This is a genomic window from Rathayibacter sp. AY2B5 (genome assembly GCF_002931645.1).
GTDB lineage: Bacteria > Actinomycetota > Actinomycetes > Actinomycetales > Microbacteriaceae > Rathayibacter.
Genome location: NZ_PSUE01000004.1, coordinates 12528 through 38357, shown reverse-complemented (window position 1 = coordinate 38357; position 25830 = coordinate 12528). Strand labels below are relative to the sequence as shown.

The window sequence follows — 25830 nt, the reverse complement described above, 5'->3', positions numbered from 1 at the left end:
TTCCGCAGATCGCGCGGATCGTCCCGCGCCTTCCGAGCGAACGGCCTCAGGCGACCGGCGTCAGCAGGCCCGGGTCGCGGCGGTCGACGGTGCGGGAGTTGTTCACGCGGCGGTCGACCGGGTGGGCCGTGACGGTCGAGGCCATCGCGACGGACGCCCGGTCGAGGGTGGCGAGCATCTCCTCGGCGGAGGCGAGCGGAGCCGGGTCGAGCCAGGCGTCGCGCACGTCGGGCGTGAGGAACACGGGCATCCGGTCGTGCACTTCGCCGGAGGCGTCGCGCGCCTCGCGGGTGATGATCGTGAAGGAGACGCGCCAGTCGTCGCCCTCCTTGCGGGCCGTGTAGAGGCCGGCCGCGGCGAGGATCGGCTCCTCGCCCTGCAGGAACCAGGGCTGCTTGCCGTCGGCGCGGGTCTCCCACTCGTAGTACCCGCGCATCGGGACGATCGCGCGCTGCTTGGCGAACGCCCCGCGGAACAGGCCGTTCGTCGCGACCGACTCGAGGCGCGCGTTGATCGGCGAGGGCCCCCTGCCCTTCGACCAGGACGGGGTGAAGCCCCAGGACGCGAGCTCCAGCTCGCGCTCCCGCTCGCCGTCGTGGAGCCGCTCGCGGACGATCGGCGCGACGTCGGTGGGAGCGACGCTGTAGTCGGGCGCCCAGTCCTCGGCGCGCCCGCCCGCGGCGACGAACTCGCGGATCAGCTCATCGGTCTCGGAGTCCATCGCGAAGCGGCCGCACATGCGGGACAGGCTACGCCGCACCTCCGACGCCGCGCGAGGCGCCCGGTCCGACCACCCGGGACTTCGCGGACCAGAAGCGCATCAGCGCGCCGGCGACGATCGAGCCCAGCGCACCTGCGGCGAGGTCGCCGAGCGTGTCCTCGTAGCCGACGAAGATCGAGGAGTCGATGAAGCGGTGCCCCGCCCACTCGCCCCACTCCCACAGGACGCCCGCCGTCGTCCCGAAGCAGGCGCAGAGCACGACCGCCGGGAGCAGCGGCCCGCGATCGCCCGCGACGGCAGGCACGACTCCGGCCCGCGCGGCGACGATGTAGGCCACCGCGGCGATCAGCCCGTTGAGCACGCAGTGCACGACCAGGTCCCACTGCGGCCAGGCCTCGTAGAGGCCGAGGACGCTGCTCCAGGACGCCACGAGCAGCGCGAGCCCGAAGAGGGCGTCGAGCGCCGGACGGATGCCGAGGAAGCGCGGCAGCACCAGCCCGATCGCCGCGAGCGCGAGCACCGCCACGTCGACCAGGTCCCAGCCGATCGCGGCCGCCACGATGCTCGCCGCCCCGATCGCGCGGATGCCGTCGGCCGTCCACTCCCCGCGGGTGCGCGGGGGCACCAGGAATGTCTCGACGAGGGCGGAGCCGCTCACGGGTTCGTGAAGCGCAGCACGGCCTGGACCGGCTCGTGGTCGGAGGGCGCCGCTCCCCCGTAGCGGACGGCGTTGATCCCCGCGGAGACGACCTCGAACGCGCCCTCGCTGACGAGCAGCCAGTCGATCCGCTTGCCCGGCGCCGGCGGGCGGTAGTTCGAGAAGGTGCTCCACGAGTGGGTGAGGTGCTTCTCCGCCGTCTCCCACGCGTCCGCGAGGCGGCCCTCCTCGAGGATCGTCCGGTAGGGGACGGTGTCGACGTCGGTGTTGGTGTCGCCCATCACGATCGCGGGGCGTCCGAGCTCGAGGACGCGGCGGGCGATCAGCTCGGCGGAGCGCTGGCGCGAGCGCCGCGAGATGTGGTCGAAGTGGGTCGAGACCACGGTGAGCTCGCGGCTGGTCGCGTGATCGGTCAGCTCCGCGATCACGGCGGTGCGCGGGATGCGGTTGCCCCAGCTGCGCGAGCCGGCGACGTCCGGGGTGTCCGAGAGGGCGATCTGGGTCCAGTGCCGGACGGCGTAGCGGCTGCGGTCGACGAAGAGCATCACGCGCTCGCCGCCGCGGTCCGCGTCCCGGCCGAAGCCCATCGCCTCGAAGGAGGAGCCCAGCGCCTCGTGCACGGCGGCCGACTGGTCCGGCAGCGCCTCCTGCACGGCGAGGATCGAGGGGCGCTCCTGCTCCAGCACCCGCTGGACGAGCGGGCGGCGCCGGTCCCACTGGTCGACGGCGCGGGAGGTGAGGCGCGGCATCCGCCGGCGGATGTTGTAGGTCATCACGTGCAGATCGGGCGCCTCGGTCGGGCCGATCAGAGGCGTCGCGTCGGTCATCACTCCACCCTACGGGGGCGGATCGAGGTGCCACGGAGGCTTGCGGTGACCGCTCCCGGCCGCTCTACTTCGGACATGCCCCTCTCCCAGGACCTCACCGCCCTCGCCGACGAGCGCTTCGTCTCGCTCACCACGTTCCGGAAGTCCGGGGACGCCGTCTCGACCCCGGTCTGGATCGCCCGCGACGGCCACGAGCTGATCGTCACCACTCCCCGCCGCAGCGGCAAGGTGAAGCGCCTCCGCAACGACGCGCGGGTGACCCTCGTCCCGTGCGACCGCCGCGGCCGCGTCTCCGACTACGCGGTGCCGGTCGAGGCCGCCGCGGAGATCGACGCCGACCCCGGCGAGGTCGAGCGCCTGGGCCGCGTGTTCCTGGCGAAGTACCGGCTCGAGTACCGCGTGTTCCTCCTGATCGAGGGCCTGGTCACCCGCGCCGACCGCACCCGCGTGATGCTCCGCGTCTCCGACCGCTGACCCGCACCGCCCTACACCCCCGGAGGCTCCCGCCGGAAGGCCTGGGGGCCGCCGGACCCGGGGTCTACCGTGGGGCGATCGCCGGTGCCCCTGCGCGCTTCCCGCGTGCGCTCCGGCGGCAGTCAGAAGGAGCACGCAATGAGCATCGGAGCAGGGATCTTCCTCCTCGTCGTCGGCGCGGTCCTCGCCTTCGCGGTGGACGTGCAGGTGTCCGGGATCGACCTGAGGCTGGTCGGCTACATCCTCATGGCGGCCGGAGCGGTCGGCCTGATCCTCGGGCTGGTCCTGCTGACGCGCCGCCGCCAGGCCGTCTCGACCACGCGCTCGGCCGTCGACCCGGCCAGCGGCGAGCAGGTCACCCGCCGCTCGAGCGAGAGCGACGGCCCGCTGATCTGATCGGCGGAACGACGAAGGGCGGGACCTCGCGGTCCCGCCCTTCGTCGTTCACGGCCCTACTCGGCGGGCTCGTCCGGCTCGCCGCCGGAGACGGTGTCGGTGTCGCCGCCACCGGAGGAGGTGTCCGTCCCGGTGCCGTCGGGGAGGTCCTCGGTCTTCTCGGTGTCCTCACCCGTGGTGCGGTCGGTGCTCATGGCGCTCTCCCTTCGCGTCGGCGACCTGCCGACCCTCCCACTCTGCTCCGCCCGCGCCTCGCGGGGCAGGGGGTAGCGGAGGCGGAGGGCGGCGTGGAAGGCGCCTACTCCTCGACGACGATGGTGGTGATGACCGGGTTCCGGCGGTGGCGGCGGGTCAGCCAGCGGCCGAGGGTGCGCGTGATCAGCGCCTCCATGGCCTCGAGCTCGACCGGCTTGCCCGCGGCCTGCAGGACGGCGTCGTCGATCGCCTTGCTCGCATTGGCCTTCCAGCCCGGCTCCTCGACGAAGCCGCGGGTGAAGAACTCGACGGGCTCGCCGAGCGTGCCGCGGTCGAGGTCGGCGATGGCGAGGACCGTGATGGCCCCCTCCTCGGCGAGGACGATGCGGTCGTTCATCGCGTCCTCGGTGGCGACGCCCATCGTGGTGCCGTCGACCAGGATCTGGTCGGCCGGGATGCGCCCGCTGATGCGCGAGCGGCCCTTCACCAGGTCGATCGAGACGCCGTCCTCGATGACGAAGACGTCCTTCTCGTCGATCCCGGTGCGGGTCGCGATCGCCGCGTTCGCGGTGAGGTGGCGCCACTCGCCGTGCACGGGGAGCACCGCGGTGGGGCGGAGGATGTTGTAGCAGTAGGCGAGCTCGCCCGCGCTGGCGTGACCCGAGACGTGCACCTTGGCGTTGCCCTTGTGCACGACCGTGGCGCCCCAGCGGGTGAAGGCGTTGATGATCCGGTAGATCGCGTTCTCGTTGCCGGGGATCAGCGAGCTGGCCAGCAGCACGGTGTCGCCGGGGCCGATGTCGATGATGTGGTCCTTGTTGGCCATGCGCGAGAGCGCCGCCATCGGCTCGCCCTGCGAACCGGTGCAGATCATCACGATCTCGGTCGCGGGGAGCTTCTCGAGCACCTTCATGTCGACGACGAGGCCGGCCGGGATCTTGAGGTAGCCCAGGTCGGCGGCGATGCCCATGTTGCGGACCATCGAGCGGCCGACGAAGGCGACCTTGCGGCCGTGGCGCTGCGCGGCGTCGAGGACCTGCTGGATGCGGTGCACGTGGCTCGCGAAGCTGGACACGACGATGCGGCGCGGCGCGGTGCGGAACACCTGGTCGATCGCGGGGGCGAGGTCCCCCTCCGAGATCGCGAAGCCGGGGACGTCGGCGTTCGTGGAGTCGACCAGGAACAGGTCGACTCCCTCGTCGCCGAGGCGCGCGAAGCCGGGGAGGTCGGTGGTGCGCCCGTCGAGCGGGAACTGGTCCATCTTGAAGTCGCCCGTGTGCAGCACGAGGCCGGCCTCGGTGCGGATCGCGACGGCGAGCCCGTCCGGGATGGAGTGGTTCACGGCGAGGAACTCGAGGTCGAAGACGCCGGCGTCGATCCGGTCGCCCTCCTTCACCGGGCGCGTGCGCGGCGTGATGCGGTGCTCCTGCAGCTTCGCGCTGATCAGCGCGAGGGTGAAGGTCGAGGCGATGATCGGGATGTCGCCGCGCTCCTTGAGGAGGTACGGCACGCCGCCGATGTGGTCCTCGTGGCCGTGGGTGAGGACGATGGCCTCGATGTCCTTCAGGCGCGAGCGGATCGCGGCGAAGTCGGGGAGGATCACGTCGATGCCGGGCTGGTTCTCCTCGGGGAAGAGGACGCCGCAGTCGACGATGAGCAGCTTGCCCTTGTGCTCGAAGACGGTCATGTTGCGGCCGATCTCGCCGAGGCCGCCGAGCGGGGTGATCCGCATGGCGCCCTTCTCGAGGGGCTTGGGCTTGGGGAGCTCGAGGTGGTGGCGGGCGGGCTTGGCGGTTCTGGCGTTTCTCATGCGGTTCTTCCGGGAGGGAGTGGCTGGACGCGGGCGCGCGGCGCAGGGTCCGACCGCGCGCCCGGTCGGGCCGCGGTGATGTGTCGCTCCGGCGCTGTGAGCGCTGTCGGGAGCGGGTGGAGGTGTGCGGGACGGGGCCGGGCGGGGCCGCTCTCAGCGGGCGGTGCCGTCCGTGCGGCGCGCTCTCGCGCACCGACCGTCCCGTACATCCTGCCAGCGTTCCCTGGGTCGCGGGTCCAGGAGGCGGGATCCGGGCCTCGCAGGCGCTCAGGCGCGTGCGTCCTCGACCTCTCGCCGACCCACCGCGTCCTGGCGGCTGCGGAGGAGCTGGCGGCCTGGCGCGCGTGACGGGCGCCGTTCGATGGCTTTACTGCGCTTCACTCGATCTGGATAAAGCACAGTAAGACTCCTGAACCGGCCCGTATGGATGCCGTCGACAATCCCTACACGCCGAACGCGGGAGCGCGACCGGAGATCCTCATCGGCAGAGACGAGAAGACCCAGGCGTTCCGCACCCTGCTGACGCGCCTGCGACGGGGCCGCACGAACCAGTCGATGACCATCACGGGTCTGCGGGGCGTCGGAAAGACGGTCCTTCTCAACAGCTTCCGGACGATCGCCCAGGAGGAGAACGGGGAAGTGATCGAGTTCGAGGCGGTCAAGCACGACGAGGGCCGGTTCCGCCAGGTGCTGGCATCCCAGCTCAAGGCGGCACTCCTCCGCCTGTCCCCCGGCGCGAGATGGACCGACCGCGGGAGGCACGCCGCCGCGGTCTTGAGCGCCTTCGCGGTGTCTGTCGGAGCGGACGGCGTGTGGTCCATCGGATGGGGTGTACCGCCGGCAGAAGGGGTGGCCGATCATCGGGATCTCGGACTGGACCTGACGGACGTCCTCGTCGCCGTGGGTGAAGCGGCGGCCGAGCAGGGCGAGGGGATCGTCGTGCTCATCGACGAGGTCCAGTTCCTCGACTCACCGCAGCTCTAAGCGCTCATCCAAGCCATCCACAAGACCGTGCAGCGGAGCCTCCCCGTCACGTTCGTCGGTGCCGGTCCTCCGCAGATCGCCGAGCTGGTCGGCGATGCGAGATCGTACGCCGAGCGGCTCTTCAGCTTTCCGCGGATCGACTCGCTCGATCACGACGAAGCGGTAGCGGCTCTCCGAGAGCCGGCAGCGGCCGAGGGCGCGGTCTACGACGACGACGCTGTTGAACTCTCAGTCGAGATCACGACCGGATATCCCTCTTTCATCCAGGAACTGGGCTACCAGGTCTGGACGGTGGCTGAGAACGATCGCATCCACCGGGAGGACGTCGAACTGGCGAGGGAGGCCTACGAGGCGAAGCTGGACAGCTCCTTCTTCCGCGTGCGACTCGATCGGGCGAGTCCACTTCAGACCGCGTACATGCGAGCCATGGCGGAGCTCGGACCAGAGCCCCAGAAAGCGGGCGACGTCGCGGCGCTTCTGGAGCGCGCGTCCACTCAGCTCGGATCGGTCCGCGCGGAGCTGATCGGGATGGGGCTCCTGTTCACTCCCGAGCACGGGTACGCCGCGTTCACTGTTCCGGACTTCGACCGGTTCATGAAGCGTGCAGTCCCCGTCTTGGAGGTGCCTCCCGTCGTGAGCCGGGGAGCCCGTCGAGCACCCGCCACCGAGGTCTGAGCCAGGCCGCACCCGTTCACGGCCGCCCGGCGTCAGGACTCGTCGGCCTCGAAGCGCAGGGACCGGTCGGCCACCGGCAGCCCGGAGTCGCGCACGGCGGCCTCGATCGCGGCGTGCCCGCCGTCGGGCGCGACGATCCGCAGGCCGTCCTCGGTCGCCCAGTAGGCGGTGACGCCGTGCTCCTCGACGAGGGTCGTGAGCAGCGCGGCGGTCCGCTCCTGCTCGCCGGGACCGACGGTGATCGCGGCCCAGGGACCGGAGATCTCGACCGGGGCGCCCCGCTCCGCGCCCGCAGCGTCCCGCAGGTCCTCCGCCGCCCGGACGATCGGGAGCAGCGCGGGCAGCCCGCCGGAGACGTCCTCGAAGGAGTCGAGGGCGAAGGCCCCCTCGCGGAGCGACGCGTGCAGCTCCAGGCCGCGGCCGAGCCCGTCGATCCGCTCGAGCAGGGCCGACGCGTCGACAGCGGGAGCGGGGCACGCGGCGGTCGGCTCCTCCGCGCCCGCGAAGGAGAGGGTGTTCCCGCCTGCGGACGTCGCCCGGAACGACCACAGCACCGGATCCGCGTACTCGGTCGCACAGGCCGTCGCGAGGGCGTCGGCGAGCGCCGGCTCCTCGACCGCGACCCCGACCCAGGAGGTCGGCGGGCCGAACGCCGGCGCCTCGACCCAGCGCTCGGCGCCGTCGAGGGAGACTCCGGGCACCGCGGCGACCTCGCTCGTCAGACGGTCGAAGCCGGCGTCGGGCCGTGCGAACGGCGTCTCGTCGATCGTCCAGACGAGGAGCGTCAGCCCGCCGGCGGCGAGGGCCGCGGCGAGGACGCCGGCGACGGGGAGAAGGAGGCGACGGGACACGCCCCCATCCTCGCTCCCCTCCTCCGCGGCGTCACGTGGACATCGGGTGAACGGACGGTGCGCCGGCGTCGACGGCTCCCGCCTCGATCGAGCGCATCATCCGGGTGTTCACGGGCGACGGGTGGACCGAGTCGACCCGGACGCCGGTGCCCGCGACCTCGAGGGCCGCGCTCCTGGTGAGCCCGGCGACCCCGCGCTTCGAGGCGACGGAGGGGCTGAGGCCCGGGGCGCCGTCGAGCCCGGCGACGGAGGAGGTGGTGATCACGCTGCCCCGCCCCTGCTCGATCATCCGCGGCAGCACGGAACGGAGCCGGTGCCGACCCGCTCCCAGCACGCTAGGCGGCCGCCGGCCGCCTGCCACGGGGGTCGACCTCCGCGGGGGGCAGGGGTTACCGGCGCAGTCCCGAGACGAGCGCGAGGAGCCCGTCCATCGACTCGACGACGAGGGGCGGGAGGTCGCCGCGCTCGGCGACGAAGGCGATCGGGTTGGTCGCGACGACGTGCCCGGCGAGCTCGCCGTCGACGTGCACGACCAGGAGGCCCGCCCCCTCGGCCTCGGGGGTGCCGACCACGACCTCCCGCTCGCCGAGGAAGCCGGTGCGCGGTTCCGTCCGGGCGGTGCGGATCCACGCGGGCAGCGGCTCCTCGGCGACGTACCTCGAGAGCGCGTCCTCGAGCGACGGGCAGGTCACGTCCTCCTGCGGCAGCCCGAGGCGGTGCGCCTCGAAGCCGCCGTCGACCGGCGTGATGAAGCCGAGCACGGCCTCCGGCTCCCGCGGGTCCTCGGTGCGGGCGCGGACCCGCCAGCCGTCGTCGCCGACCGGGTCGAGCTCCACGTCGTCGACGGTCGCGGGCAGTGCTGTGCGGATCACGGGTGGTCCTTCCTCGAGGGACCGTCCAGTCCACCGGACGGCGGAGGGCGCGTCACCGGGGTTGACGACGGTCGCACCACCCGCATCGAGCACGCCCGCTCCAGACGCGTCCGACTGCTCCCGCTCCGGCACAAGGCCCAGCGCGCGGGCCGCCGTCTCCGCTTGACTGGGGGCGACGCGCCGACCCTCGGCGCACCCGGGAGGCGACATGGCGAACCACCGTTTCGAGCTGCGGTCCGGCCGCGGGATGGGCGTCTCGGCGGCGGGCGATCCCGTCGCCGACCGGCTGGTGGTGTTCTGCCACCCCACTCCCGGAGCGGGCGGCTTCGACCCCGACCCGACCGTCACCGGTCCGTGGGGTCTGCACCTGCTGATCCTCGACCGCCCCGGCTACGGCGCCTCGGACCCGGTCGACGCCGCTCACGGCCGCGTCGAGGACCGCGCGGACGACCTCGCCGAGTACCTGCGCCGCTCCGAGCGCACAGCCCGCATGGTCGAGGGCGCCCGCTTCGGCAGCGTCGGCGTGGTCGGCTGGGGCTCCGGCGGCGCGTTCGCGCTCTCGCTCGCGGCCCGGCACCCCGACCTCGTGGACCGCCTCGCGCTGGTCGGCACCCCCGCGCCCCCGCAGGCCGGCGTGATCGTGCACCCCACCAGCGCGTGGGAGCGGCGCGAGACCCTCCGCGGGGAGGACGCCGACGCGATCGCCGCCGCCCTCCCGCAGACGCAGCCGGGCCTGGACGCGCTCGGGATCGACTCCGACGACCCGGTGCTCGCCACCCACGGCGGACTGCGCAACCGGCTGGAGCGGATGCTCGCCGAGGGCTGGCGGCAGGGCCCGAGCGGCGCCGCGACCGATCTCGCGGCGCTCCGCGACGGCTCCTGGGCCGACGACCTCGACCGGGTGACCGCCGAGACGCTCCTGGTCCACGGCGACGCGGACCCGGTGGCGAGCGCCGAGGACGGCCGCTGGTACCGCGGCCGCCTCGCGCGGGCGCGCACCGTGACGGTCGACGGAGCCGGCCGGCTGGCGCTGGTGCGTGAGTGGCGCCGGATCCTCGACCACGTCGCTCCGCTCGAGCGCGGGGCGGAGGGCCGATGAGCGGCCTGGGCGCGGGCCCGCTCGTGCTCGTGTCGGCGATGGCGGTCTCGGGAGTCGTGCACCTGGTGCACCCGCGGACCTTCGACGCGGTCGTCCCGCGGGGGATGCCCGGCTCGGCGCGCGGATGGGTCCTCGTCTCGGGAGCGGCGGAGCTGGTCTGCGCGGCCGCGACGCTGCACCCGCGGACCCGCGCGGCCGGCGGTCTCGCCTCCGCCGCCCTGATGGCCGCCGTCCTCCCCGGCAACGTGCAGATGGCGCGGGACGCCCGTCGGCCTCGGACCCGGGCGATCACGCTGCTGCGCCTCCCGCTCCAGATCCCGCTCGTGCTCTGGGGTCTTCAGGCGGCACGCAGCCGCTGACGCAAGCCCGCGCGGGCGCGGATCGCCCGCTGCTACCGTCCAGGCATGACCGACCAGAGCGCGGACGACCGCCACGACCAGCTGACCAGCGCCCCGAAGGCGACGGAGGCCGACGCGGCCCCGCGCATCGAGGTCTCCACCACCGAGGCCGGCGACACCCGCATCGACATCCGCGAGGACGCCGCCGTGCGACCGGGCCGTGTCGACGAGAACGGCGACGAGCTCGACGAGAGCCGCGACGATGCCTGAGCGCCGCCGTGCCGCCCTCGTCTACAACCCCGTCAAGGTCGACCTGGAGTCCGTGAAGGCCGCTGTGAAGCGCGCCGAGGAGGCCGCCGGCTGGGAGGAGACGCTCTGGTACGAGACCTCCGTCGAGGACCCCGGAGCCGGTCAGACGGAGGAGGCCCTCGCCGCGGGCGCCGACGTCGTGATCGCGGCCGGCGGCGACGGGACGGTCCGCGTCGTGGCGGAGGCCCTCCGCGGCTCCGACGCCTCGCTCGCGCTGCTGCCCTCCGGCACCGGCAACCTGCTCGCCCGCAACCTGAACCTCACGCTCGACGACATCGACAACTCCCTGACCGTCGCGTTCTCCGGACAGGACCGGGCGATCGACGTCGGGATGATCGACATCGAGACCTCCACGGGCCGCGACCGCCACGCCTACGTCGTGATGGCGGGCCTCGGGATCGACGCGAAGATGCTCGCCAACACCGACGACGACCTCAAGAAGCGGGCCGGCTGGCTCGCCTACGTGGACGCGCTGCGGAAGGCCCTGCTCGACAAGAACCAGCTCGAGTTCCGCTACCGCCTCGACGGCTCGAAGACCCGCAAGGTGCGCGCGCACACGATCATCGTGGGCAACTGCGGCGCCCTGCCGGCGAACATCCTCCTGCTGCCGGACGCGGCCGTCGACGACGGCGAGTTCGACATCGTCCTGTTGCGCCCCGAGGGCTTCTTCGGCTGGGTGCAGATCATCTTCAAGGTGGTGTGGGAGAACGGCGTGCTCCGCCGCAGCGGCGTCGTCGGCAAGAAGCTGATGGGCCTGACCAAGGAGGTGTCGGCCCTGCGGTACGTGAAGGGCCGCGACCTCACGGTCCGCCTCGAGCACGCGCAGGAGATCGAGCTCGACGGCGATCCGTTCGGCTCGACCTCGGCGTTCCGCACCTGGATCGAGCCCGGCGGGCTGACGGTGCGCGTCCCGGCGTAGCGCCGGCGGCGGCCGGGCGGATCCGCCCGGTCCGCCTCCCTCCGGGAGAGAGGATCGTCATCCCTCCCGGCGGAGGCGTCTGCTCCGAGCAGGGCGGTGCAGTGCGGCTTCGGGTACCGCACCCCATGCACCTGCATGAACACCGCGACTGTAGTGCGGAATCCGTCGCCGCCGCAACGATCCGCGGGGCTCCGGCGGCTCGAATGGGTAATTCCACCGTGCGATGCTCCGTGACCGCGACGGATTCCGCAGCTGACTCGCCCCGGCAGGAACGTGATCGCCCGTCCGTCGATCGATGGGGCTTCTCCTCGGCACGGTGCCGACACGCGCACGAAACGCCCGCCCGCTAGCGTGCGGACATGACATTCCGTGCGTCAGCCGCGCTCAGCGCGCTCGTGGCCTCCTCCCTCCTCCTCGCACCCGCCGCCATCGCCTCCCCCGCCGCCCGCGCGGGCGCCGTCGACGGGGGCACCAGCGCCGGTGATCCCTACTTCCCCGGCCTCGGCAGCAGCGGCTTCGACGCCCTCACCTACAGCCTCGTCCTGAAGTACGATCCGGCGACCCGGGCCCTCGGCGGCAGGGCCGTGGTCACCCTCGCGCCCCAGAAGGACCTGCGCTCGCTCTCCTTCGACCTGACCGGCCTCACCGTCTCGAAGGTCACCGTCAACGCCGGGGTCGCCCGGTTCTCGCAGTCGGGGGACGAGCTGACCGTCACGCCCGCCCGGACCCTCCGGAAGGGCCTGCCCGCGCTGGTGAGCATCGACTACGCCGGGACCACCGGGAACCCCGTCGACGGCACCGGGGCCCCCTTCGGCTGGTGGTCGACGGACGACGGCGCCCTGGTCGCCAGCGAGCCGGACGGCGCCTCGACCTGGTACCCCGTCAACGACTCGCCCGCCGACAAGGCGCGCTACACCTTCAGCATCACGGTCCCGGAGGGCCGGACGGTCGTCGCGAACGGCCTGCCGGTCGGCTCCCCCACCACGTCGAAGGGGTGGACGACCTCCCGCTGGGTCGAGACCAGCCCGATGGCGAGCTACCTCGCCATGGTGAACATCGGCGACTACGACCTGGTCCGCTCCACCCAGGGCGGCGTGACGACCATCGACGCGATCGACCGGGACATCACCGGCGACACCCGCGCCCGCACCGAGGCGGCCCTCGCGAAGCAGGGCGCGATCATCGACTACTTCTCCTCCGTCTTCGGCCCGTACCCGTTCCGCTCGGCCGGAGCCGTGGTCGACGACGAGCGGATCGGCTACGCCCTCGAGACCCAGGGCCGCTCGTTCTACTCCGGCGGCGCGGACGAGTCGACCGTCGCGCACGAGACCGCGCACCAGTGGTACGGCGACAGCGTCACGCCGGAGACCTGGTCCGACATCTGGCTGAACGAGGGCTTCGCGACCTACGCCGAGTGGCTCTGGGAGGAGCACACCGGCGGCGCGAGCGTCACCGAGTCCGCCGCCCGGGTCGCCGCCGCTCCCGCCGACGACCCGTTCTGGTCGACCGCCGTCGCCGACCCCGGAGCCGCGGGCCTCTTCGACGCGCCCGTCTACGCCCGCGGCGGCCTGACCCTCGTCGCCCTCCGCGACCGGATCGGCGCGGACGCGTTCGGCGTGCTGCTGAAGCGCTGGGCCTCCGAGAACCGCTACTCGAACGCGACGACCGCCGACTTCCAGGCCCTGGCCGAGAACGTCTCCGGCTCCGACCTGGCGGACTTCTTCGACACCTGGCTGCGCACGCCGGAGAAGCCCGCCGGTCTCTGACCCCCGGATCGCCGCGGCGCGGGCGGGGTGTCAAGGAGGGACGGCAGGTCGGCCCGAGCCGATACCGTCCCTCCATGGGCTTCTTCGACCGCAACGACTCCTCGACCAGCGCCGCAGCGCCGCAGCCGAGCGCACCCGATCCGCAGCGGCGGGTCTGGAGCGACGGCCTCGGCCGGTTCGCCACCCGCTGCCTCCAGGTGGTCATCGTCCTCCTGCTGGCCTCGGTGCTCGTCTTCGCGATGACGCAGCTCACGCTGGTGCTCATCCCCGTGATGATCGCGCTCATCCTCGCCGCGGCGATCCACCCGGTGCTGGCGTGGATGCGGCGCAAGGGCGTGCCGTCGATCCTCGCGACCTGGCTGGCGCTGATCGGGCTGCTCGCGGTCCTCGGCGCGGTCGGCTGGCTGATCACGGTCGCGGTCCGCAACCAGTGGGACGAGCTGGTCAGCAGCGCCTCCGACGGCATCACCTCGCTGCAGGACTACGTGCAGCACCTGCCGTTCCAGATCACCGACGAGCAGATCGAGTCCGCCCGCCAGTCGGTCGTCGACTTCCTCACCTCCAGCTCGTTCGGCAACGGCGCGCTCGCGGGCGTCTCCGCAGCGGCGAACTTCATCACCGGCCTCGTGCTGATGATCGTGGTGCTCTTCTTCTTCATGAAGGACGGCCCGAAGATCTGGGAGTTCCTCCTGCGCCCCTTCACCGGCTCGGGCTACGAGCGCGCCAAGCGCGTCGGGCACAAGACGGTCGACGTGCTGGGCGGCTACGTCCGCGGAACGGCGACCGTCGCGGCGGTCGACGCGATCGGCATCGGAGTCGCACTGGCGATCATCCAGGTGCCGCTGGCGATCCCGCTGGCCGTCATCGTCTTCCTCACCGCGTTCATCCCGATCGTCGGAGCCACGGCCGCCGGCATCCTCGCCGCTCTCGTCGCCCTGGTCGCCAACGGCCCGGTCGCCGCGCTGATCGTGATCCTGGTCGTCATCGGGGTCAACCAGCTCGAGGGCAACTTCCTCCAGCCGGTCGTGATGGCGCGCTCGCTGAAGCTGCACCCGCTGATCGTCCTGATCGCCCTGACCGTGGGCACCGTCCTCGCCGGCATCGTCGGCGCCGTGCTGGCCGTGCCGATCGCGGCCGTCGTCTGGGGCATCGTCTCGATCTGGAACGGACCCTCCGACCCCGCCGAGCCCGCGCGGCAGAAGCGCGCCGAGACGGTCTAGGCCCCCGGGACCGTCGAGCGCGCGCCTAGCGCTCGACGATCCCGTCGCGCAGCGCCTGCCGGCGGAGCGAGATCTTCGTGCCGACGGCCAGCCCCTCCGCCCGGTACTTGCCCCGGGCGCTGCGCAGCGAGCTCCGCGCGGCGTCCTGGGTGATGCCGAGGAGCGTGGCGACCTGCTTCAGCGGCATCCCGTCGACGAAGAGGCGGACGATCTCCCGCTCGCGGTGCGTCAGGGTGCCCGGGCGGTCGGCCCCGAGCAGCTCCCGCGTCTGCGCCGTCAGGAAGCGCTCGTCGCGCGCCGCCGCGCGGATCGCCGCGAGGATCGTCTCGGTCCGCTCGCTCTTGACCACGTAGCCGTGCGCCCCGGCCTCGAGCGCCCGGCTGATCGTGCCCGGCTCGGAGTGCGTGCTGATGATGATCGTGGCGGCGCCGGCGGCCGCGATGATCCGGATCTTCATGGCGAGGTCGAGCTCGTCGCCGAGGTCGATGTCGAGCAGCACCACGTCGGTCGGGAAGGCCGGATGCGCGAGCAGGTCCGTCCAGGTGCCGACCGTCGCCGCCACGCGGATGTCCGTGCCCGAGCGGCGGATCCACTCCGCCAGCGCCGCCAGCAGGATCGGGTGGTCGTCGAGGATGGCCAGCGTGATCGCGGGCTCGTCGCTCATGTCGTCGTCCTCCTCCGGGGCCGGTGGGCGACGAGGATCCTCGTCGCGCCGTGGTCGGTCGTCGTGCGGTGCTCGCCGAGCTCGCTGAGGATGCCCCAGACCGAGCGGTCGAGGTCGCGGGCGCGGATGCCCGCGGCGACCAGGGCGAGCTCCACCCCGCCGCCCTGGCCCGGCTCCAGGCGGACGGCGAGCGGAGTCCTCCCCGCGGGGGCGGTGAGCAGCCAGAGCACCGAGAGCAGCCGCGAGCGATCGAGCGGGGCCAGCAGCGCCGCAGCCCCGCTCGGATCGTCGAGCGCGACAGCGGAGGACAGCAGCGCCGACTCCTCCACCGCGATCCTCAGCCAGGTGCGGTCATGGCTGCGGGCGAGCGCCTCGCGGAGCTCGTCTCCGAGCACCCGCGCCCGCTCGCCCAGCTCCTCGTCCAGCGGCACCGGCGTCCGGACCCGTTCGAGGAGCTCCTCGATGCGGGCGTCCACCTGCGAGAACTCGTCGTCCGCGGCGTGGACGGTGCCGTCGGCCAGGCTGCGGTCGAGCGTGCGCCGCACGTACTGGTCGAGCGAGGTGAGCACGACGACGCACACGGCCGCGGGCGCGACGGCGAGGAGGACGTTGCTCACCGCGAGGGCGGCGCCTCCGTCGCCGAGGAGCGCCTGGCCGACGAGGCCGAGCGCCGTGAGCCCGACCAGGACCACCAGAGCGAGGAACGAGCGCGAGAGCGGCTGGAAGGTGATCAGCGCGATCACCCCCGCGCCCACTCCCACGCAGACCGACGGGTAGTACATCGGAGCCGGTGTCGGCAGGGCGTGGTCGGCGAACTCGAGCAGCAGCGCGGCCACGTCCACAGCGAGGACGCCCGCGAAGGCCCGGCGCGGCAGCTCGCCGTGGCGGCGGAGGGCGATCGAGACCCCCACCGCGCTCGCGACGACGACCAGCAGCCAGGAGAGTCCGCTCAGCCAGGTCGCGGACCGCGCGTCGAGGGACCAGAGGTACGAGATCACTCCGCGGATGTCGAGCAGCACCGCCATCGTGAGGAAGCCCAGCCCGAGGTAGCTCCCGCTCAGGCGGTTCGGCCGGGTGAGGCGCTCGCGGATGCTCCACAGCGCGCCCGGGCTCCTGTCCGCCGCCCGGACCAGCTCCAGGAGCGTCCCCTCCTCCTGCCGCGACCCGCTCACAGCGGCACGCTCAGCAGCACGGTCGCGCCGGACCCGGGCGCCGAGAAGACCCGGACCGCGCCGCCCACCGCCTCGATCCGGCCGACGACCGACTCCGCGAGGCCGAGGCGTCCGGCCGCCACCGCGGCCGGGTCGAAACCGCGCCCCTCGTCCGAGACGACGACGCGGAGCGTGCCCGCCTCCTCCGCCACGCTCACGTGGGCCAGGGCCGCTCCGGAGTGGCGCCGCACGTTCTCGAGGCACTCCCCGGTCGCGCGCACCACGGCGTCGAGCACCTCCGGTCGGATCCGCGGCTGCGCACCGCCGTGCCAGCGCACCTCCACGCCCACCGCCGCCGAACGCCGACCGAGCGCGAGGAGCGCCTCCGGCACCCCGGCCGCCCCGTCCGGGTCCGGCTCCTCCACCGTCTCCAGACCGCGCAGGAGGGCCAGATCGGCGGCTGCCCGGTCGCGCAGCACCGGAGCGGGCACGCCCTCCCCCCGGTGCGCCACCAGCGTCAGCGTCGCCAGGATCGTGTCGTGCATCAGCCGCGCGTCGGCGCGGTGCCGGGACTCGCTCTCGCTCGAGCGGCGCTCGGCGTCGTGGGCGGTCCGGAGGCGGGCGGTGCCGACGTGCGCACGCGCGACGCTGCCCGCGAGCCACCGCGCGGCGGTCAGCAGCAGCGCCCAGCAGACGACGACCGAGATCAGGACGAAGGGAGCGCGCCCGGACGCGCCCGTCGCCGCCGCGCCGAGGGCGAGGACCGGGAGCAGCGCGAGGACCGCGGCCCACGGCATGCCCCGCCAGGAGCCGACGGCGAGCAGCGCGCACGGCAGCGCCATCGAGGCGAGCATCGTGATCCCGCCCAGAACGGCGCGGAGGGAGGCGTCGACGCCCGGCGAGAGGAAGGCGGCGAGTGCCGCGACGTTCAGCGCGGATCCCAGGATCACGGCCCTCGTTCCGGTCGCGACCGATCGGCCGGGCGCGAGCTGCACGAGCGCCGAGACGACCAGCAGCGCCAGGCTCGGCAGCACCGTGGTCAGCTGCGCGGGCGTCAGGGCGAGCAGGTGCAGCGCGGAGGCGGCGGTCAGCACCCCGCCCGCCCGCCGGGCGCAGAGCACGCCGACCTCGCGCTGCTCGCGCAGCAGCACCGCGGCGTCGGCGGGCCGGGGAGGCAGGGGCACGGTGACCTCGGGAGGACGGGCTCCGGGCTCGTTCCGGGGCGACGGTGGCGGGGAGGCTGTGGCGGGGAGGCTGTGGCGGGGATCGGCGGCGGGGAACGGCGCGATCCGAGTCGTATCGTGGCACACCGCGACCCGCCCGGACAGCGGTTCCGGCCGCCTCGCGCACGCGGATCGGCGCGCCGTATGACGCGGGCGGTCGCGCTCGGGGGCCGTGATCCCGTAGAGTCGAGACATCTCCTGGGCGATCGCCCGAATTCCACGGCTGAGAAGTCGCACGACGACGAAGAGACTCAGCCCCTGATAGAGACCGCACCGACCGAGAGCATCGTCCTCGGTCGTCCGGTTCGAACGCCCGCCTCGCACGCGGGTACCGCCCTTCACAGGACGCCGCGGAAGCCGCGCCGTTCCTCGTTCGACCCCCGCTCCACCGGCTCGCCCGGTCCGCGGGACGTTCTCCCCCGCAGAGCCGCCCTCCCCCGGAGGCGCGAGCTCAGCCCCTAGACGACCCGGACGACTCCGGCAGACGCGTGTTTCACCCGCGGAGGCCGAGTCGAGCGGGTACCGCACACTCGTGCGGACTCTGACGACGCGGGCCCCGGTCGGCGTCATTAACACATAAGGAAAAGAAATGCCTACTGGCACCGTTAAGTGGTTCAACTCCGAAAAGGGCTTCGGCTTCATCGCTCCCGACGACGGAGGCGCCGACGTGTTCGCGCACTTCTCCGCCATCGCGAAGCAGGGCTACCGCGAGCTCGTCGAGAACCAGCACGTCGAGTACGACGTCGAGCAGGGCCGCAAGGGCCCGCAGGCCGCGAACATCCGCGGCGTCGGCGAGTAATCTCCGACTTCCGACGCCCCGTCGACCAGGATCCCCGGATCCGGTCGGCGGGGCGTCCGTCGTTGACGGGGTGATTACGCCCCCGGCCGGCGGAGGCGAAACCCGTGCCACCCCTCCGGGCCGCAGGATCGGTATCCTCTCCGTGGCGGCTCCCGAGCTCACGGAGCCCGCGACGCCGTCCGGGACTCCGGCGCGTCGGCACCACTTCACGGCGGAGACAATGGGACGACTGATCTACGGACCGCAATCACTCGAGATCGACTTCGAGGACCGGCTCCTCGCGCACCTCAAGGTCGCGATGTTCACCAAGATGCGGCGGAACGAGTCGTTCAGCCTCTCCTGGAGCGAGCCGGAATCGTCCGGCTACGGCCGCAGCTCCGTCTGGGTGCACCCGACGACTCCGCTGCACTTCCGGTTCCACGGCAGCAAGCGCCCGTCGCTCAACCGCCTGTGGATCGAGCAGTTCATCGCGAGCGCGAACAACACCGGCGAGATGACCGTGGTGCCGGAGCCGGCCGAGGGCTCCTGACCCGCGACGCTCCTCAGACCACGAGCGGCCGGGCCGTGTGCACGAGCTCCTCGTGCGGCAGGGCCCCGAGGCGCTCGGCGATCTCGGCACGGGCGCCTGCGTCGACCGACGCCCGGGCGTGCTCCTGCGGCCGCAGCGGCGTGAGGGTGACCAGGTCGGCGTGACCGGTCGCCAGGTCGAGCCGCTCGGGCAGGCCGGGGCTGCGCAGGCCCAGGAGGACACCGACGGTGCCCTGCTCATCGGTCCAGGCGGGCGGCGCCGCGACGTTCGCGAGCCGCGCCGTGTCGAGGGAGCTGCGGCAGCACACCCCCTGGAGGGCGGCCCGTCGGGCGGCCTCGTACAGCAGGCGGAAGTGCCAGTGGTTCCAGAGCTCGGCGGTGGGGACGCCGCGGACGGCGGACGTCTCGAGGCACAGCTCGAGGCCGAGACCGGTGCCGGGATGCGCGAGCCGGTCGAAGGGATCGCTCAGCCCGTCGGTCGCGAGCACCACGGAGGCGCCGCGGTCGACGCGCAGGAACGCACGGTGATCGGTGGGCCAGCGCGCGCCGCCGCGGACGCCGGGATCCTCGGTCGAGACGACGACGGTGCGATCCAGCGCACCCACTCCGCGCCAGGCGTCGGCCCGGTCCTCCGCCACCGCCTCGGCCAGCGCCCGCCTCTCGTCCTCGGTCCATCGGACCTCACGAGTGCGGTTCAGGAACAACGACATGGGACTCCCCGTCCGCGCGACCGACGTGCCGCGCTCCCGGAACGCTACGGCGCCCACCCCTGCTCCTCCTCCGAGCAACCGGAACGCCAGCTGTGTTTGTTGCGCGGCGGTCCCCGCCCGCCGCGGCGCGGTCGGCTCCCAGGAGTGGCCGGGCAGGTGGAGCGGGTCGCGACCGGCTACGCCGAAACGCTGGAACGCGTTTCGTCGGTTCGCCTCACGGCAGTGTTCGTTACCGCGGCGGTCCCCGCCCGCCGCGGCGCGGTCGGCTCCCAGGAGTGGCCGGGCAGGTGGAGCGGGTCGCGACCGGCTACGCCAAAACGCGTTTCGACGGTTCGCCTCGACGCGGCGCGCCACCGTGGTCGTGGTCGGAGGAGTCGATGGCCCGCGCGGCCGGGCGTCCACCGCCGCTGTGTCCGCGAGGCGAACCGGCGGAACGCGTGTCAGCGTTCCGTCGTAGCTGGACGCAGGACGCTCCACCCGCCCGGCCATCCCGGGTAGCCGACTGCGCCGCGGCGGGCGGGGACCGCCGCGGAAGACGGCTCAACCCAGCGGGTTGATGCCGTTGGTGCGCCAGCGCTCGTCGGCGAGCTGGCCGGGGGTGCCGGCGCTCGCGTTCTCTCCCAGGGGCTCGCCGCCCTCGACGGCGTCGGCGCCGAGCGCGGTGCCGGCTCCCTCGGCGGTGCTGCCGGGGGGAAGCAGGCCCTCCTCGTCCTCGCGGGGGCCGACCTCGTCCTCGGGGGCGTTCTCGGAGCCGCTCTCGCTCATCGGGTCGTAGCCGTGGTCCGGGTCGCGGCTCTCGTCGGCCGTCGTGTTCTCCTCGACCTCGGCGTCGGCGGGACGGACGTCGTCGGCCTTCTCCGCATCGGTGGAGGGGGTGGCCTCGAAGCCTGCGAACTCGGGGCTGTCGTCTGCGCTCATGGCCGCCACGGTAGCACCGGGCCCGCGGGCACCGGAGGGGGTTCCGCCGGGCGCCCGCGACGCCTCCGCTCAGCGGCCACGCCCTAGGCTCGGGGGGCTGGCACGGACGACGGGAGCGACATGCGACGACTCGGGTACGACAGGTTCGGCGGGCCCGATCTGCTCTCGTGGCGGGAAGCGCCGGTGCCGATGCCGGGTCGCGGCGAGGTCCTGGTGCGCACACGCGCGGCGAGCATCAACGCGACCGACGAGAAGATCCTGTCCGGCTCCGCGCGGATCATGGCCGTCGGCCGCTCCCGTCCCTACGGGTTCGGGCTCGACATCGCCGGCACCGTCGAGGCGCTCGGCCCGGGGTCGCACTCGGTCGCGATCGGCGACCGAGTGGTGGGGATGACCCGCGACGGCGACGCCTTCGCCGACGCGTCCATCGCGCGCAGCCGCTCGCTCGTCCCGATGCCCGACTCCCTCGGCTTCGTCGAGGCCGTCACGCTCGCGATGTCGGGCGGCACCGCGGTGGGCCTGGTGGACGCACTGCACGTGCGCGCCGGCGAGCGCGTCCTCGTCAGCGGCGGCTCGGGAGCCATCGGCGATCCGACGATCCAGCTGCTGGTGCGGGCGGGCTGCACGGTCGCGGCCACCGGCTCGGCCGCCTCCGCCGACCTGCTCCGCTCGCTCGGCGCCGAGCCGCACGACTACCGCGCGCTCGACCTCGGGGTGCTGGGCGGCCGCTTCGACGTGGTCGTCGACGTCTCCGGCCACCTGCCGGTCGACGACGCGGCGATCCTCCTGGCCGAGGGCGGGCGCATCGCGACGCTGGTGCCGAGCGGTCCGGCGCTGGTCTCGCAGGCGACGGGCCTCGTCCGCCGCGACCGCCCACGGGTGCGCAACATGATCGTGGTGGCGACGGCGGAGCGGATCGGGCGCGCGGTCTCGCTCGCCGCCTCCGGTGAGCTGCGGCCCCGGCCGGGCGCCGTGCATCCTCTGGGCGACGTCGTCGACGTGCTGTCGCGCCGAGCGACCGGCGCCGACCGCACGATCGGCAAGGTCGTCTTCACTGCCGACGACTCGGCTCCGCTGAGCTGACCACCGTCTCCTCCTCCTCGGCCGGTCGGCCGAGCGAGAGCGTGGCCAGGAAGCCGACGGCGAGGAACCCGGCGGCCGCGAAGGCGGCGTAGCGGGTGCCGTCCGAGAACGCCTCGCCCGCCGCCCGGGCCGCGTCGGCGGTGGCCGGTGAGGCGGCCAGCCCGGCGATCGCCGCACCGGAGGAGTCGACCACCGCGTCGACGGTGGTCGCCACCTGCTCCGCGGAGAGGCCCTGCTGCTCGAGCGAGGTCGTGAGGACCCCCGCGGTCGAGGTGTAGAGGATCGTCCCGAGCACGGCGATGCCGAGGGCGGAGCCGATCTGCCGTGCGGTCGACTGCGTGCCCGAGCTCTGCCCGCTGAGCTCGACGGGAACGTCCCGGAGCACGACCCCGGTCAGCTGCGCCGTCGCGAGGCCGACGCCGAAGCCGTAGACGGCGAGGAACGGGACGAGGGCCCACCACGGGGTGGAGTCGGAGACGACCAGGCCGATGCCCGCGACTCCGACGATCTCGGCCGCGAGGCCCACCCGCACGATCAGCACCGGCGCGACCCTGTTTCCGAAGGCGCCGGCGAAGCCCGAGGCGACGAAGGAGCCGAGCGCGAGCGCGAGGAGCACCAGGCCGGTCTGCACGGCCGTGTAGCCGAGGACGCTCTGGAGCCAGATCGGCAGCGCCAGGATGATCCCGAACTCGCCGAGGGAGACGATCATCGCGGCGAGGTTGCCGTTGCGGAACGAGGCGAGGCGGAAGAGCCCGATTGCAAGCATCGCCGAGCGCCCGGCGCGCTCGCGGGCCCGCGCCCAGAGGACGAAGGCGACCCCGGCGAGCACCGCGACGGCGAACGCGATCGGGACCGGCGAGAGACCGAGCGGCCAGCTCCAGCCGCCGACGCTCAGGCGCTCGTCGACGCCCCACCAGCCGAGGGTGCGCCCCTCGATCAGGGCGAACACCAGGGAGGCGGAGGCGATGATCGAGAGCGCGGCGCCGACGAGGTCGACCCGCCGCCCGTCGGGCTGCCGCGACTCGTCGACGAACAGCAGCGCTCCGACCACGATGATCACGCCGAGCGGGATGTTGATGCCGAACGCCCAGCGCCAGGAGAAGTCGGTGGTGAGCCAGCCGCCGAGCAGCGGGCCGACCGCGGTCATGCCGCCGATGGTCGAGCCCCAGACGGCGAAGGCGATGGCGCGCTCGCGCCCGCGGAAGGTGGCGTTGATCAGCGAGAGGGTCGTCGGCAGCACCATCGCTCCTCCGACGCCCTGCACGACCCTGGAGAGGATCAGCAGGTCGCCGGTCGGAGCGAGGGCCGCCGCGACGGAGGAGAGCGCGAAGAGCGAGACGCCGACGATCAGCATGCGGCGCCGGCCCCAGCGGTCGGCGAGGGTGCCGAAGACCAGCAGGAGCGCGGCGAACACGAGCGTGTACGACTCCTGCACCCACTGCACCTGGGTCGAGGTGATCCCGAGATCGGCGACGATCGACGGGATGGCGACGTTGACGATGGTCGAGTCGACGATGATCGTCGCCACTCCGAGGCTGATGACGACCAGCCCGATCCACTTGCGGTTGCGCACGACGCTCTCCTCCGACGATTTAGTAAGCCAGCTGACTATATGCCCGCGGAGGGCGCCGTGTCGAAGGGAGGGCCTGGGAGATTAGCGGGAGGCGGGCGCGGCGACAAGGGCGCGAAGCTCCCGGAGCCGCCCGGTCAGGATGGACGCATGCCCGCATCCCCCCGTTCCTTCCCGTATCCCCTCGGCGTCTCCCTCCGCGGCGACGCCGGCGCCGACGTCGCCGTCTACTCCGAGACCGCGGACAGCGTCGAGGTCTGCCTCTTCGACGAGTCCGGAGCAGAGACCCGCGTCGCCCTCACCGAGCGGACCGGCCACGTCTTCCACGGCCTCGTCCCCGAGATGGGCATCGGCACCCGCTACGGACTGCGCGTCGACGGCCCCTGGGACCCCGCCAACGGCCTCCGCCACAACGCCGCCAAGCTCCTCCTCGACCCGCACGCCACCGCGATCGAGGGCTCGTACACCTGGTCCGAGGACGTCTTCGGCCAGTTCTACGAGGACGCCGACACCCGCAACGACGCCGACTCCGCGCACGCGGTCCCCCGCTGCGTCGTCACCGACCCCGACTCCTTCGACTGGAGCGGCGACACCGCGCCGCGCATCCCGCTCGAGGAGACCGTCGTCTACGAGGTGCACGTGAAGGGCTTCACGAAGCTGCACCCCGACGTGCCCGAGGACATCCGCGGCACCTACCGCGGCCTCGCGCACCCCGCCGCGATCAAGCACTTCACCGACCTGGGCGTGACCTCGGTCGAGCTGCTCCCCGTGCACCAGTTCGTGCAGGACTCGCACCTCGAGGAGAAGGGCCTGCGCAACTACTGGGGCTACAACTCCCTCGGCTTCTTCGCGCCGCACAACGAGTACTCCCACGCCGGCGACGACGGCTCGCAGGTCGACGAGTTCAAGGCCATGGTCAAGGCGTTCCACGAGGCCGGCCTCGAGGTCATCCTCGACGTGGTCTACAACCACACCGCCGAGGGCAACGACAAGGGCCCCACCCTCTCGTTCAAGGGCATCGACAACGGCTCCTACTACCGACTGGTGGAGGAGGACCGCGCGAACTACTTCGACACCACCGGCACCGGCAACAGCCTCAACGTCGCGCACCCGGCCGCGCTCGGCCTGATCATGGACTCGCTGCGCTACTGGGTGACCGAGATGCACATCGACGGCTTCCGCTTCGACCTCGCCACCACCCTCACCCGCCAGACCGGTGAGGCCGAGGTGCACAGCGCCTTCCTCGACCTGATCGCGCAGGACCCGGTGCTCGCGCCCGTCAAGATGATCGCCGAGCCGTGGGACACCGCCGGCTACCAGGTCGGCGGCTTCCCCGCGGACTGGTCGGAGTGGAACGGGAAGTTCCGCGACGACGTGCGCGACTTCTGGAACGGCGCCGACTCGGTGCTCGGCACGACCGCGCAGCGCGTCCTCGGCTCCCCCGACGTGTACGAGGCCGACCGCCGCTCGCCGGTCTCCAGCATCAACTTCGTCACCGCGCACGACGGCTTCACCCTCGCCGACCTCACCGCGTACTCGCGCAAGCACAACGCGGCCAACGGCGAGGACAACAACGATGGCGAGAGCGACAACCGCTCCTCCAACAACGGCGCCGAGGGCCCGACCGAGAACGAGGCGGTCAACGAGCGCCGCGACCGCATGCGCCGCAACTTCCTCGCGACGCTGCTGCTCTCGGCCGGCGTGCCGATGATCCTGGGCGGCGACGAGATCGCCCGCACGCAGGGCGGCAACAACAACGCCTACTGCCAGGACGACGAGATCTCGTGGTTCGACTGGGAGAACGCGGACCGCGAGCTGCTCGCCTTCACCCGCGAGCTGATCGCCCTCCGCGCCGCGGAGCCGGCGCTGCGCCCGAAGTGGTTCCGCCGCGCCCCCGGCGACGGCGGCCCCGACACGGTCGACATCCTCCGCTCCGACGCGCAGGGCTTCGCCGACGAGGACTGGGACAACCCCGACGCCCGCTCGATCACCTTCGTGTTCGAGCACGAGGGCAGCGCGAGCTTCGCCCTGCTGCTGAACGCGGCGGAGAACGGCGTCGAGTTCACCGTTCCCGAGGCGCCCGGCGCCGAGTGGACGCTGGCCGCCTCGAGCGACCCGGAGCAGGTCGTCGAGGGCGAGGTCACCACGCTGATCGTCCGCGACGGCTCGTTCACACTGCTGCGCTCGGCCTCCTGATGACCGGCCGGACCCCGCGGCTCCTCCGCTTCGGCGGGCGCATCGCGGGGTTCGGCACGTCCTCGGGCACGAGGATCGTGCTGGGCCTCTGGGAGGACACCCCCTTCGGCCCGTTCGCCGACGCGATGGTCGAGGACGGCGACGGCCACCGCCTCCTGATCGCACCGACCCGCGAGGTCGCGGACTTCATCGGGTCGACGTACGCGTTCGACGAGGTGCGGATCGCGCCGGTGTCGTGGCGGAGGATCGCGGGCGGCCTGTCCGTCTCGGCCGGACCGCTCGCGGTGCGCCTGGAGCTCGGCGGTCTCACTCCGCTCGGCCGGCTGCTGCGGATCGTTCCGCGGCCGCTCGCCGAGCACCCGGCATGGCTGACCGCGATCTCGCCGGTCGCCTCCCTGCTCGTCCGCGGGGTCAGCACGGCCGGGTCGGCCGGGCACGGACGCCGCGAGTACTACGGCGTGCGGGCGATCCGCCGCGTCGAGGGCGTCCACGCCGTGCTGGCGGAGGAGGACCTCGGCCCGCTGGGACCGCTGTCGCCGCCCGTGCGGTTCGGCTTCTCGTCGGCGCCCGCCGCTCCGGCGATGGTCGACGTCACCACCACCATCGCGCTCCCGCGCGAGGGGACCACCGCGCTCCGGCGCGACCGAGAGAGAGGAGCCGCCTCGTGAAGAAGGGCGACAAGATCAGCTGGAACACCTCGCAGGGCGAGACCCACGGCGAGCTGGTCGAGAAGAAGACCAAGGAGTTCCAGTTCGAGGGGCAGAAGTTCAACGCCTCGGACGACGAGCCCTACTGGATCGTGCAGAGCGACAAGACCGACGCGAAGGCCGCGCACAAGGAGTCGTCGCTGACGAAGAAGTGAGCGGGCGCAGGC

At 73.0% G+C, this 25830-nt stretch carries 30 protein-coding genes; 16 read left to right on the top strand and 14 right to left on the bottom strand.

Translation table 11 applies throughout. The annotated features are described in order from the left end of the window. Positions 1 to 46: 46 nt before the first annotated feature. The 3 genes from C5C30_RS04025 to C5C30_RS04015 are packed head-to-tail and all read right to left on the bottom strand — an operon-like array spanning position 47 to position 2206. On the bottom strand, positions 47 to 739 hold the full coding sequence (locus C5C30_RS04025; RefSeq protein ID WP_104226115.1) for an SOS response-associated peptidase: 693 nt from the start codon (positions 737 to 739) through the stop codon (positions 47 to 49). A 10-nt stretch (positions 740 to 749) separates the two neighbouring features. Beyond that, complete coding sequence (locus C5C30_RS04020; RefSeq protein WP_104333224.1) at positions 750 to 1379, bottom strand: hypothetical protein; 630 nt, start codon at positions 1377 to 1379, stop codon at positions 750 to 752. After that, a complete protein-coding gene (locus C5C30_RS04015; RefSeq protein ID WP_104262773.1) occupies positions 1376 to 2206 on the bottom strand; it encodes an endonuclease/exonuclease/phosphatase family protein in 831 nt (276 codons plus the stop codon). The genes C5C30_RS04020 and C5C30_RS04015 overlap by 4 nt, the downstream gene beginning before the upstream one ends. 75 nt (positions 2207 to 2281) lie before the next feature. Here C5C30_RS04015 and C5C30_RS04010 point away from each other — a divergent pair, with 75 nt between their 5' ends. Together C5C30_RS04010 and C5C30_RS04005 are read left to right on the top strand one after the other, a co-directional pair. After that, a complete protein-coding gene (locus tag C5C30_RS04010; RefSeq protein ID WP_104246944.1) occupies positions 2282 to 2680 on the top strand; it encodes a PPOX class F420-dependent oxidoreductase in 399 nt (132 codons plus the stop codon). A gap of 138 nt (positions 2681 to 2818) precedes the next feature. Then, entirely contained in the window at positions 2819 to 3076 is a 258-nt protein-coding gene (locus C5C30_RS04005; protein WP_104262774.1) for a DUF6458 family protein, read from the top strand. Positions 3077 to 3132: 56 nt separating this feature from the next. On the opposite strand, the gene C5C30_RS17545 is transcribed toward C5C30_RS04005, so the two are convergent. Next, complete coding sequence (locus tag C5C30_RS17545) at positions 3133 to 3270, bottom strand: hypothetical protein (RefSeq protein ID WP_159940924.1); 138 nt, start codon at positions 3268 to 3270, stop codon at positions 3133 to 3135. 104 nt (positions 3271 to 3374) lie between these two features. After that, positions 3375 to 5081, bottom strand: a complete 1707-nt coding sequence (locus tag C5C30_RS04000; protein ID WP_104222925.1) for a ribonuclease J — start codon at positions 5079 to 5081, stop codon at positions 3375 to 3377. A gap of 423 nt (positions 5082 to 5504) precedes the next feature. Here C5C30_RS04000 and C5C30_RS17970 point away from each other — a divergent pair, with 423 nt between their 5' ends. Both C5C30_RS17970 and C5C30_RS17965 read left to right on the top strand, forming a co-directional pair. After that, complete coding sequence (locus C5C30_RS17970) at positions 5505 to 6065, top strand: ATP-binding protein (protein ID WP_258065785.1); 561 nt, start codon at positions 5505 to 5507, stop codon at positions 6063 to 6065. Positions 6066 to 6092: 27 nt separating this feature from the next. Next, positions 6093 to 6740: a hypothetical protein gene (locus C5C30_RS17965; protein ID WP_258065784.1), complete on the top strand. Its 648-nt coding sequence runs from the start codon at positions 6093 to 6095 to the stop codon at positions 6738 to 6740. Between the two features lie 32 nt (positions 6741 to 6772). Here C5C30_RS17965 and C5C30_RS03990 read toward each other — a convergent pair whose 3' ends face one another. From C5C30_RS03990 to C5C30_RS03980, 3 genes are all read right to left on the bottom strand, one after another. Continuing rightward, the gene (locus tag C5C30_RS03990) at positions 6773 to 7591 is read right to left on the bottom strand and encodes a hypothetical protein (RefSeq protein WP_104323656.1); all 819 of its coding nucleotides are present in this window, start codon (positions 7589 to 7591) and stop codon (positions 6773 to 6775) included. 31 nt (positions 7592 to 7622) lie between these two features. Further along, a complete protein-coding gene (locus tag C5C30_RS03985; RefSeq protein ID WP_258060003.1) occupies positions 7623 to 7892 on the bottom strand; it encodes an SDR family oxidoreductase in 270 nt (89 codons plus the stop codon). Between the two features lie 88 nt (positions 7893 to 7980). Further along, complete coding sequence (locus tag C5C30_RS03980; RefSeq protein WP_104222927.1) at positions 7981 to 8463, bottom strand: hypothetical protein; 483 nt, start codon at positions 8461 to 8463, stop codon at positions 7981 to 7983. A gap of 208 nt (positions 8464 to 8671) precedes the next feature. On the opposite strand from C5C30_RS03980, the gene C5C30_RS03975 reads away from it, so the two are divergent. The 6 genes from C5C30_RS03975 (at position 8672) to C5C30_RS03950 (ending at position 14114) form a co-directional block, all read left to right on the top strand. Beyond that, positions 8672 to 9562, top strand: coding sequence for an alpha/beta fold hydrolase (locus C5C30_RS03975; protein ID WP_104222928.1), 891 nt, complete (start codon positions 8672 to 8674; stop codon positions 9560 to 9562). Further along, on the top strand, positions 9559 to 9921 hold the full coding sequence (locus tag C5C30_RS03970) for a hypothetical protein (protein ID WP_181131442.1): 363 nt from the start codon (positions 9559 to 9561) through the stop codon (positions 9919 to 9921). The genes C5C30_RS03975 and C5C30_RS03970 overlap by 4 nt, the downstream gene beginning before the upstream one ends. A 45-nt stretch (positions 9922 to 9966) precedes the next feature. After that, positions 9967 to 10170, top strand: a complete 204-nt coding sequence (locus tag C5C30_RS03965; protein ID WP_104222930.1) for a multidrug transporter — start codon at positions 9967 to 9969, stop codon at positions 10168 to 10170. Continuing rightward, a complete protein-coding gene (locus C5C30_RS03960; RefSeq protein ID WP_104273762.1) occupies positions 10163 to 11128 on the top strand; it encodes a diacylglycerol kinase family protein in 966 nt (321 codons plus the stop codon). The genes C5C30_RS03965 and C5C30_RS03960 overlap by 8 nt, the downstream gene beginning before the upstream one ends. Positions 11129 to 11487: 359 nt before the next feature. Beyond that, the gene (locus C5C30_RS03955) at positions 11488 to 12894 is read left to right on the top strand and encodes a M1 family metallopeptidase (RefSeq protein ID WP_104333223.1); all 1407 of its coding nucleotides are present in this window, start codon (positions 11488 to 11490) and stop codon (positions 12892 to 12894) included. Between the two features lie 74 nt (positions 12895 to 12968). Beyond that, the gene (locus C5C30_RS03950; RefSeq protein ID WP_104233055.1) at positions 12969 to 14114 is read left to right on the top strand and encodes an AI-2E family transporter; all 1146 of its coding nucleotides are present in this window, start codon (positions 12969 to 12971) and stop codon (positions 14112 to 14114) included. 25 nt (positions 14115 to 14139) lie between these two features. Here the strand turns inward: C5C30_RS03950 and C5C30_RS03945 are convergent, their stop codons facing one another. Genes C5C30_RS03945 through C5C30_RS03935 form a run of 3 tightly spaced genes read right to left on the bottom strand, consistent with a single transcriptional unit; the run spans position 14140 to position 17113 of the window. Further along, positions 14140 to 14778, bottom strand: coding sequence for a response regulator (locus C5C30_RS03945; RefSeq protein ID WP_104257995.1), 639 nt, complete (start codon positions 14776 to 14778; stop codon positions 14140 to 14142). Then, entirely contained in the window at positions 14775 to 15950 is a 1176-nt protein-coding gene (locus C5C30_RS03940; RefSeq protein ID WP_104333222.1) for a hypothetical protein, read from the bottom strand. The genes C5C30_RS03945 and C5C30_RS03940 overlap by 4 nt, the downstream gene beginning before the upstream one ends. Further along, on the bottom strand, positions 15947 to 17113 hold the full coding sequence (locus C5C30_RS03935; RefSeq protein WP_104333221.1) for a sensor histidine kinase: 1167 nt from the start codon (positions 17111 to 17113) through the stop codon (positions 15947 to 15949). Before C5C30_RS03935 ends, C5C30_RS03940 begins: the two co-directional genes overlap by 4 nt. Before the next feature lie 628 nt (positions 17114 to 17741). On the opposite strand from C5C30_RS03935, the gene C5C30_RS03930 reads away from it, so the two are divergent. Beyond that, the gene (locus C5C30_RS03930) at positions 17742 to 17951 is read left to right on the top strand and encodes a cold-shock protein (protein ID WP_055786246.1); all 210 of its coding nucleotides are present in this window, start codon (positions 17742 to 17744) and stop codon (positions 17949 to 17951) included. 220 nt (positions 17952 to 18171) lie between these two features. Then, positions 18172 to 18480 (top strand): hypothetical protein, encoded by a 309-nt coding sequence (locus C5C30_RS03925; RefSeq protein ID WP_104226101.1) that lies wholly within the window; start codon positions 18172 to 18174, stop codon positions 18478 to 18480. A gap of 13 nt (positions 18481 to 18493) precedes the next feature. On the opposite strand, the gene C5C30_RS03920 is transcribed toward C5C30_RS03925, so the two are convergent. After that, on the bottom strand, positions 18494 to 19189 hold the full coding sequence (locus tag C5C30_RS03920) for a hypothetical protein (RefSeq protein ID WP_104257992.1): 696 nt from the start codon (positions 19187 to 19189) through the stop codon (positions 18494 to 18496). 540 nt (positions 19190 to 19729) lie between these two features. Then, a complete protein-coding gene (locus C5C30_RS03915) occupies positions 19730 to 20107 on the bottom strand; it encodes a hypothetical protein (RefSeq protein WP_104314845.1) in 378 nt (125 codons plus the stop codon). 120 nt (positions 20108 to 20227) lie between these two features. On the opposite strand from C5C30_RS03915, the gene C5C30_RS03910 reads away from it, so the two are divergent. Then, positions 20228 to 21190 (top strand): NADP-dependent oxidoreductase, encoded by a 963-nt coding sequence (locus C5C30_RS03910; RefSeq protein WP_104333220.1) that lies wholly within the window; start codon positions 20228 to 20230, stop codon positions 21188 to 21190. On the opposite strand, the gene C5C30_RS03905 is transcribed toward C5C30_RS03910, so the two are convergent. Continuing rightward, positions 21159 to 22763: a DHA2 family efflux MFS transporter permease subunit gene (locus C5C30_RS03905; RefSeq protein WP_104333219.1), complete on the bottom strand. Its 1605-nt coding sequence runs from the start codon at positions 22761 to 22763 to the stop codon at positions 21159 to 21161. The genes C5C30_RS03910 and C5C30_RS03905 overlap by 32 nt on opposite strands. Positions 22764 to 22910: 147 nt before the next feature. Here C5C30_RS03905 and glgX point away from each other — a divergent pair, with 147 nt between their 5' ends. Genes glgX through C5C30_RS03890 form a run of 3 tightly spaced genes read left to right on the top strand, consistent with a single transcriptional unit; the run spans position 22911 to position 25818 of the window. Further along, positions 22911 to 24956 carry a glycogen debranching protein GlgX gene (gene glgX, locus C5C30_RS03900; RefSeq protein ID WP_104246955.1) on the top strand — a complete coding sequence of 682 codons (2046 nt, stop codon included), beginning with the start codon at positions 22911 to 22913 and terminating at the stop codon, positions 24954 to 24956. Continuing rightward, entirely contained in the window at positions 24956 to 25624 is a 669-nt protein-coding gene (locus C5C30_RS03895; protein WP_104333218.1) for a hypothetical protein, read from the top strand. Before glgX ends, C5C30_RS03895 begins: the two co-directional genes overlap by 1 nt. Next, entirely contained in the window at positions 25621 to 25818 is a 198-nt protein-coding gene (locus C5C30_RS03890) for a DUF2945 domain-containing protein (RefSeq protein WP_056866275.1), read from the top strand. Before C5C30_RS03895 ends, C5C30_RS03890 begins: the two co-directional genes overlap by 4 nt. The last annotated feature ends 12 nt before the right edge of the window (positions 25819 to 25830 follow it).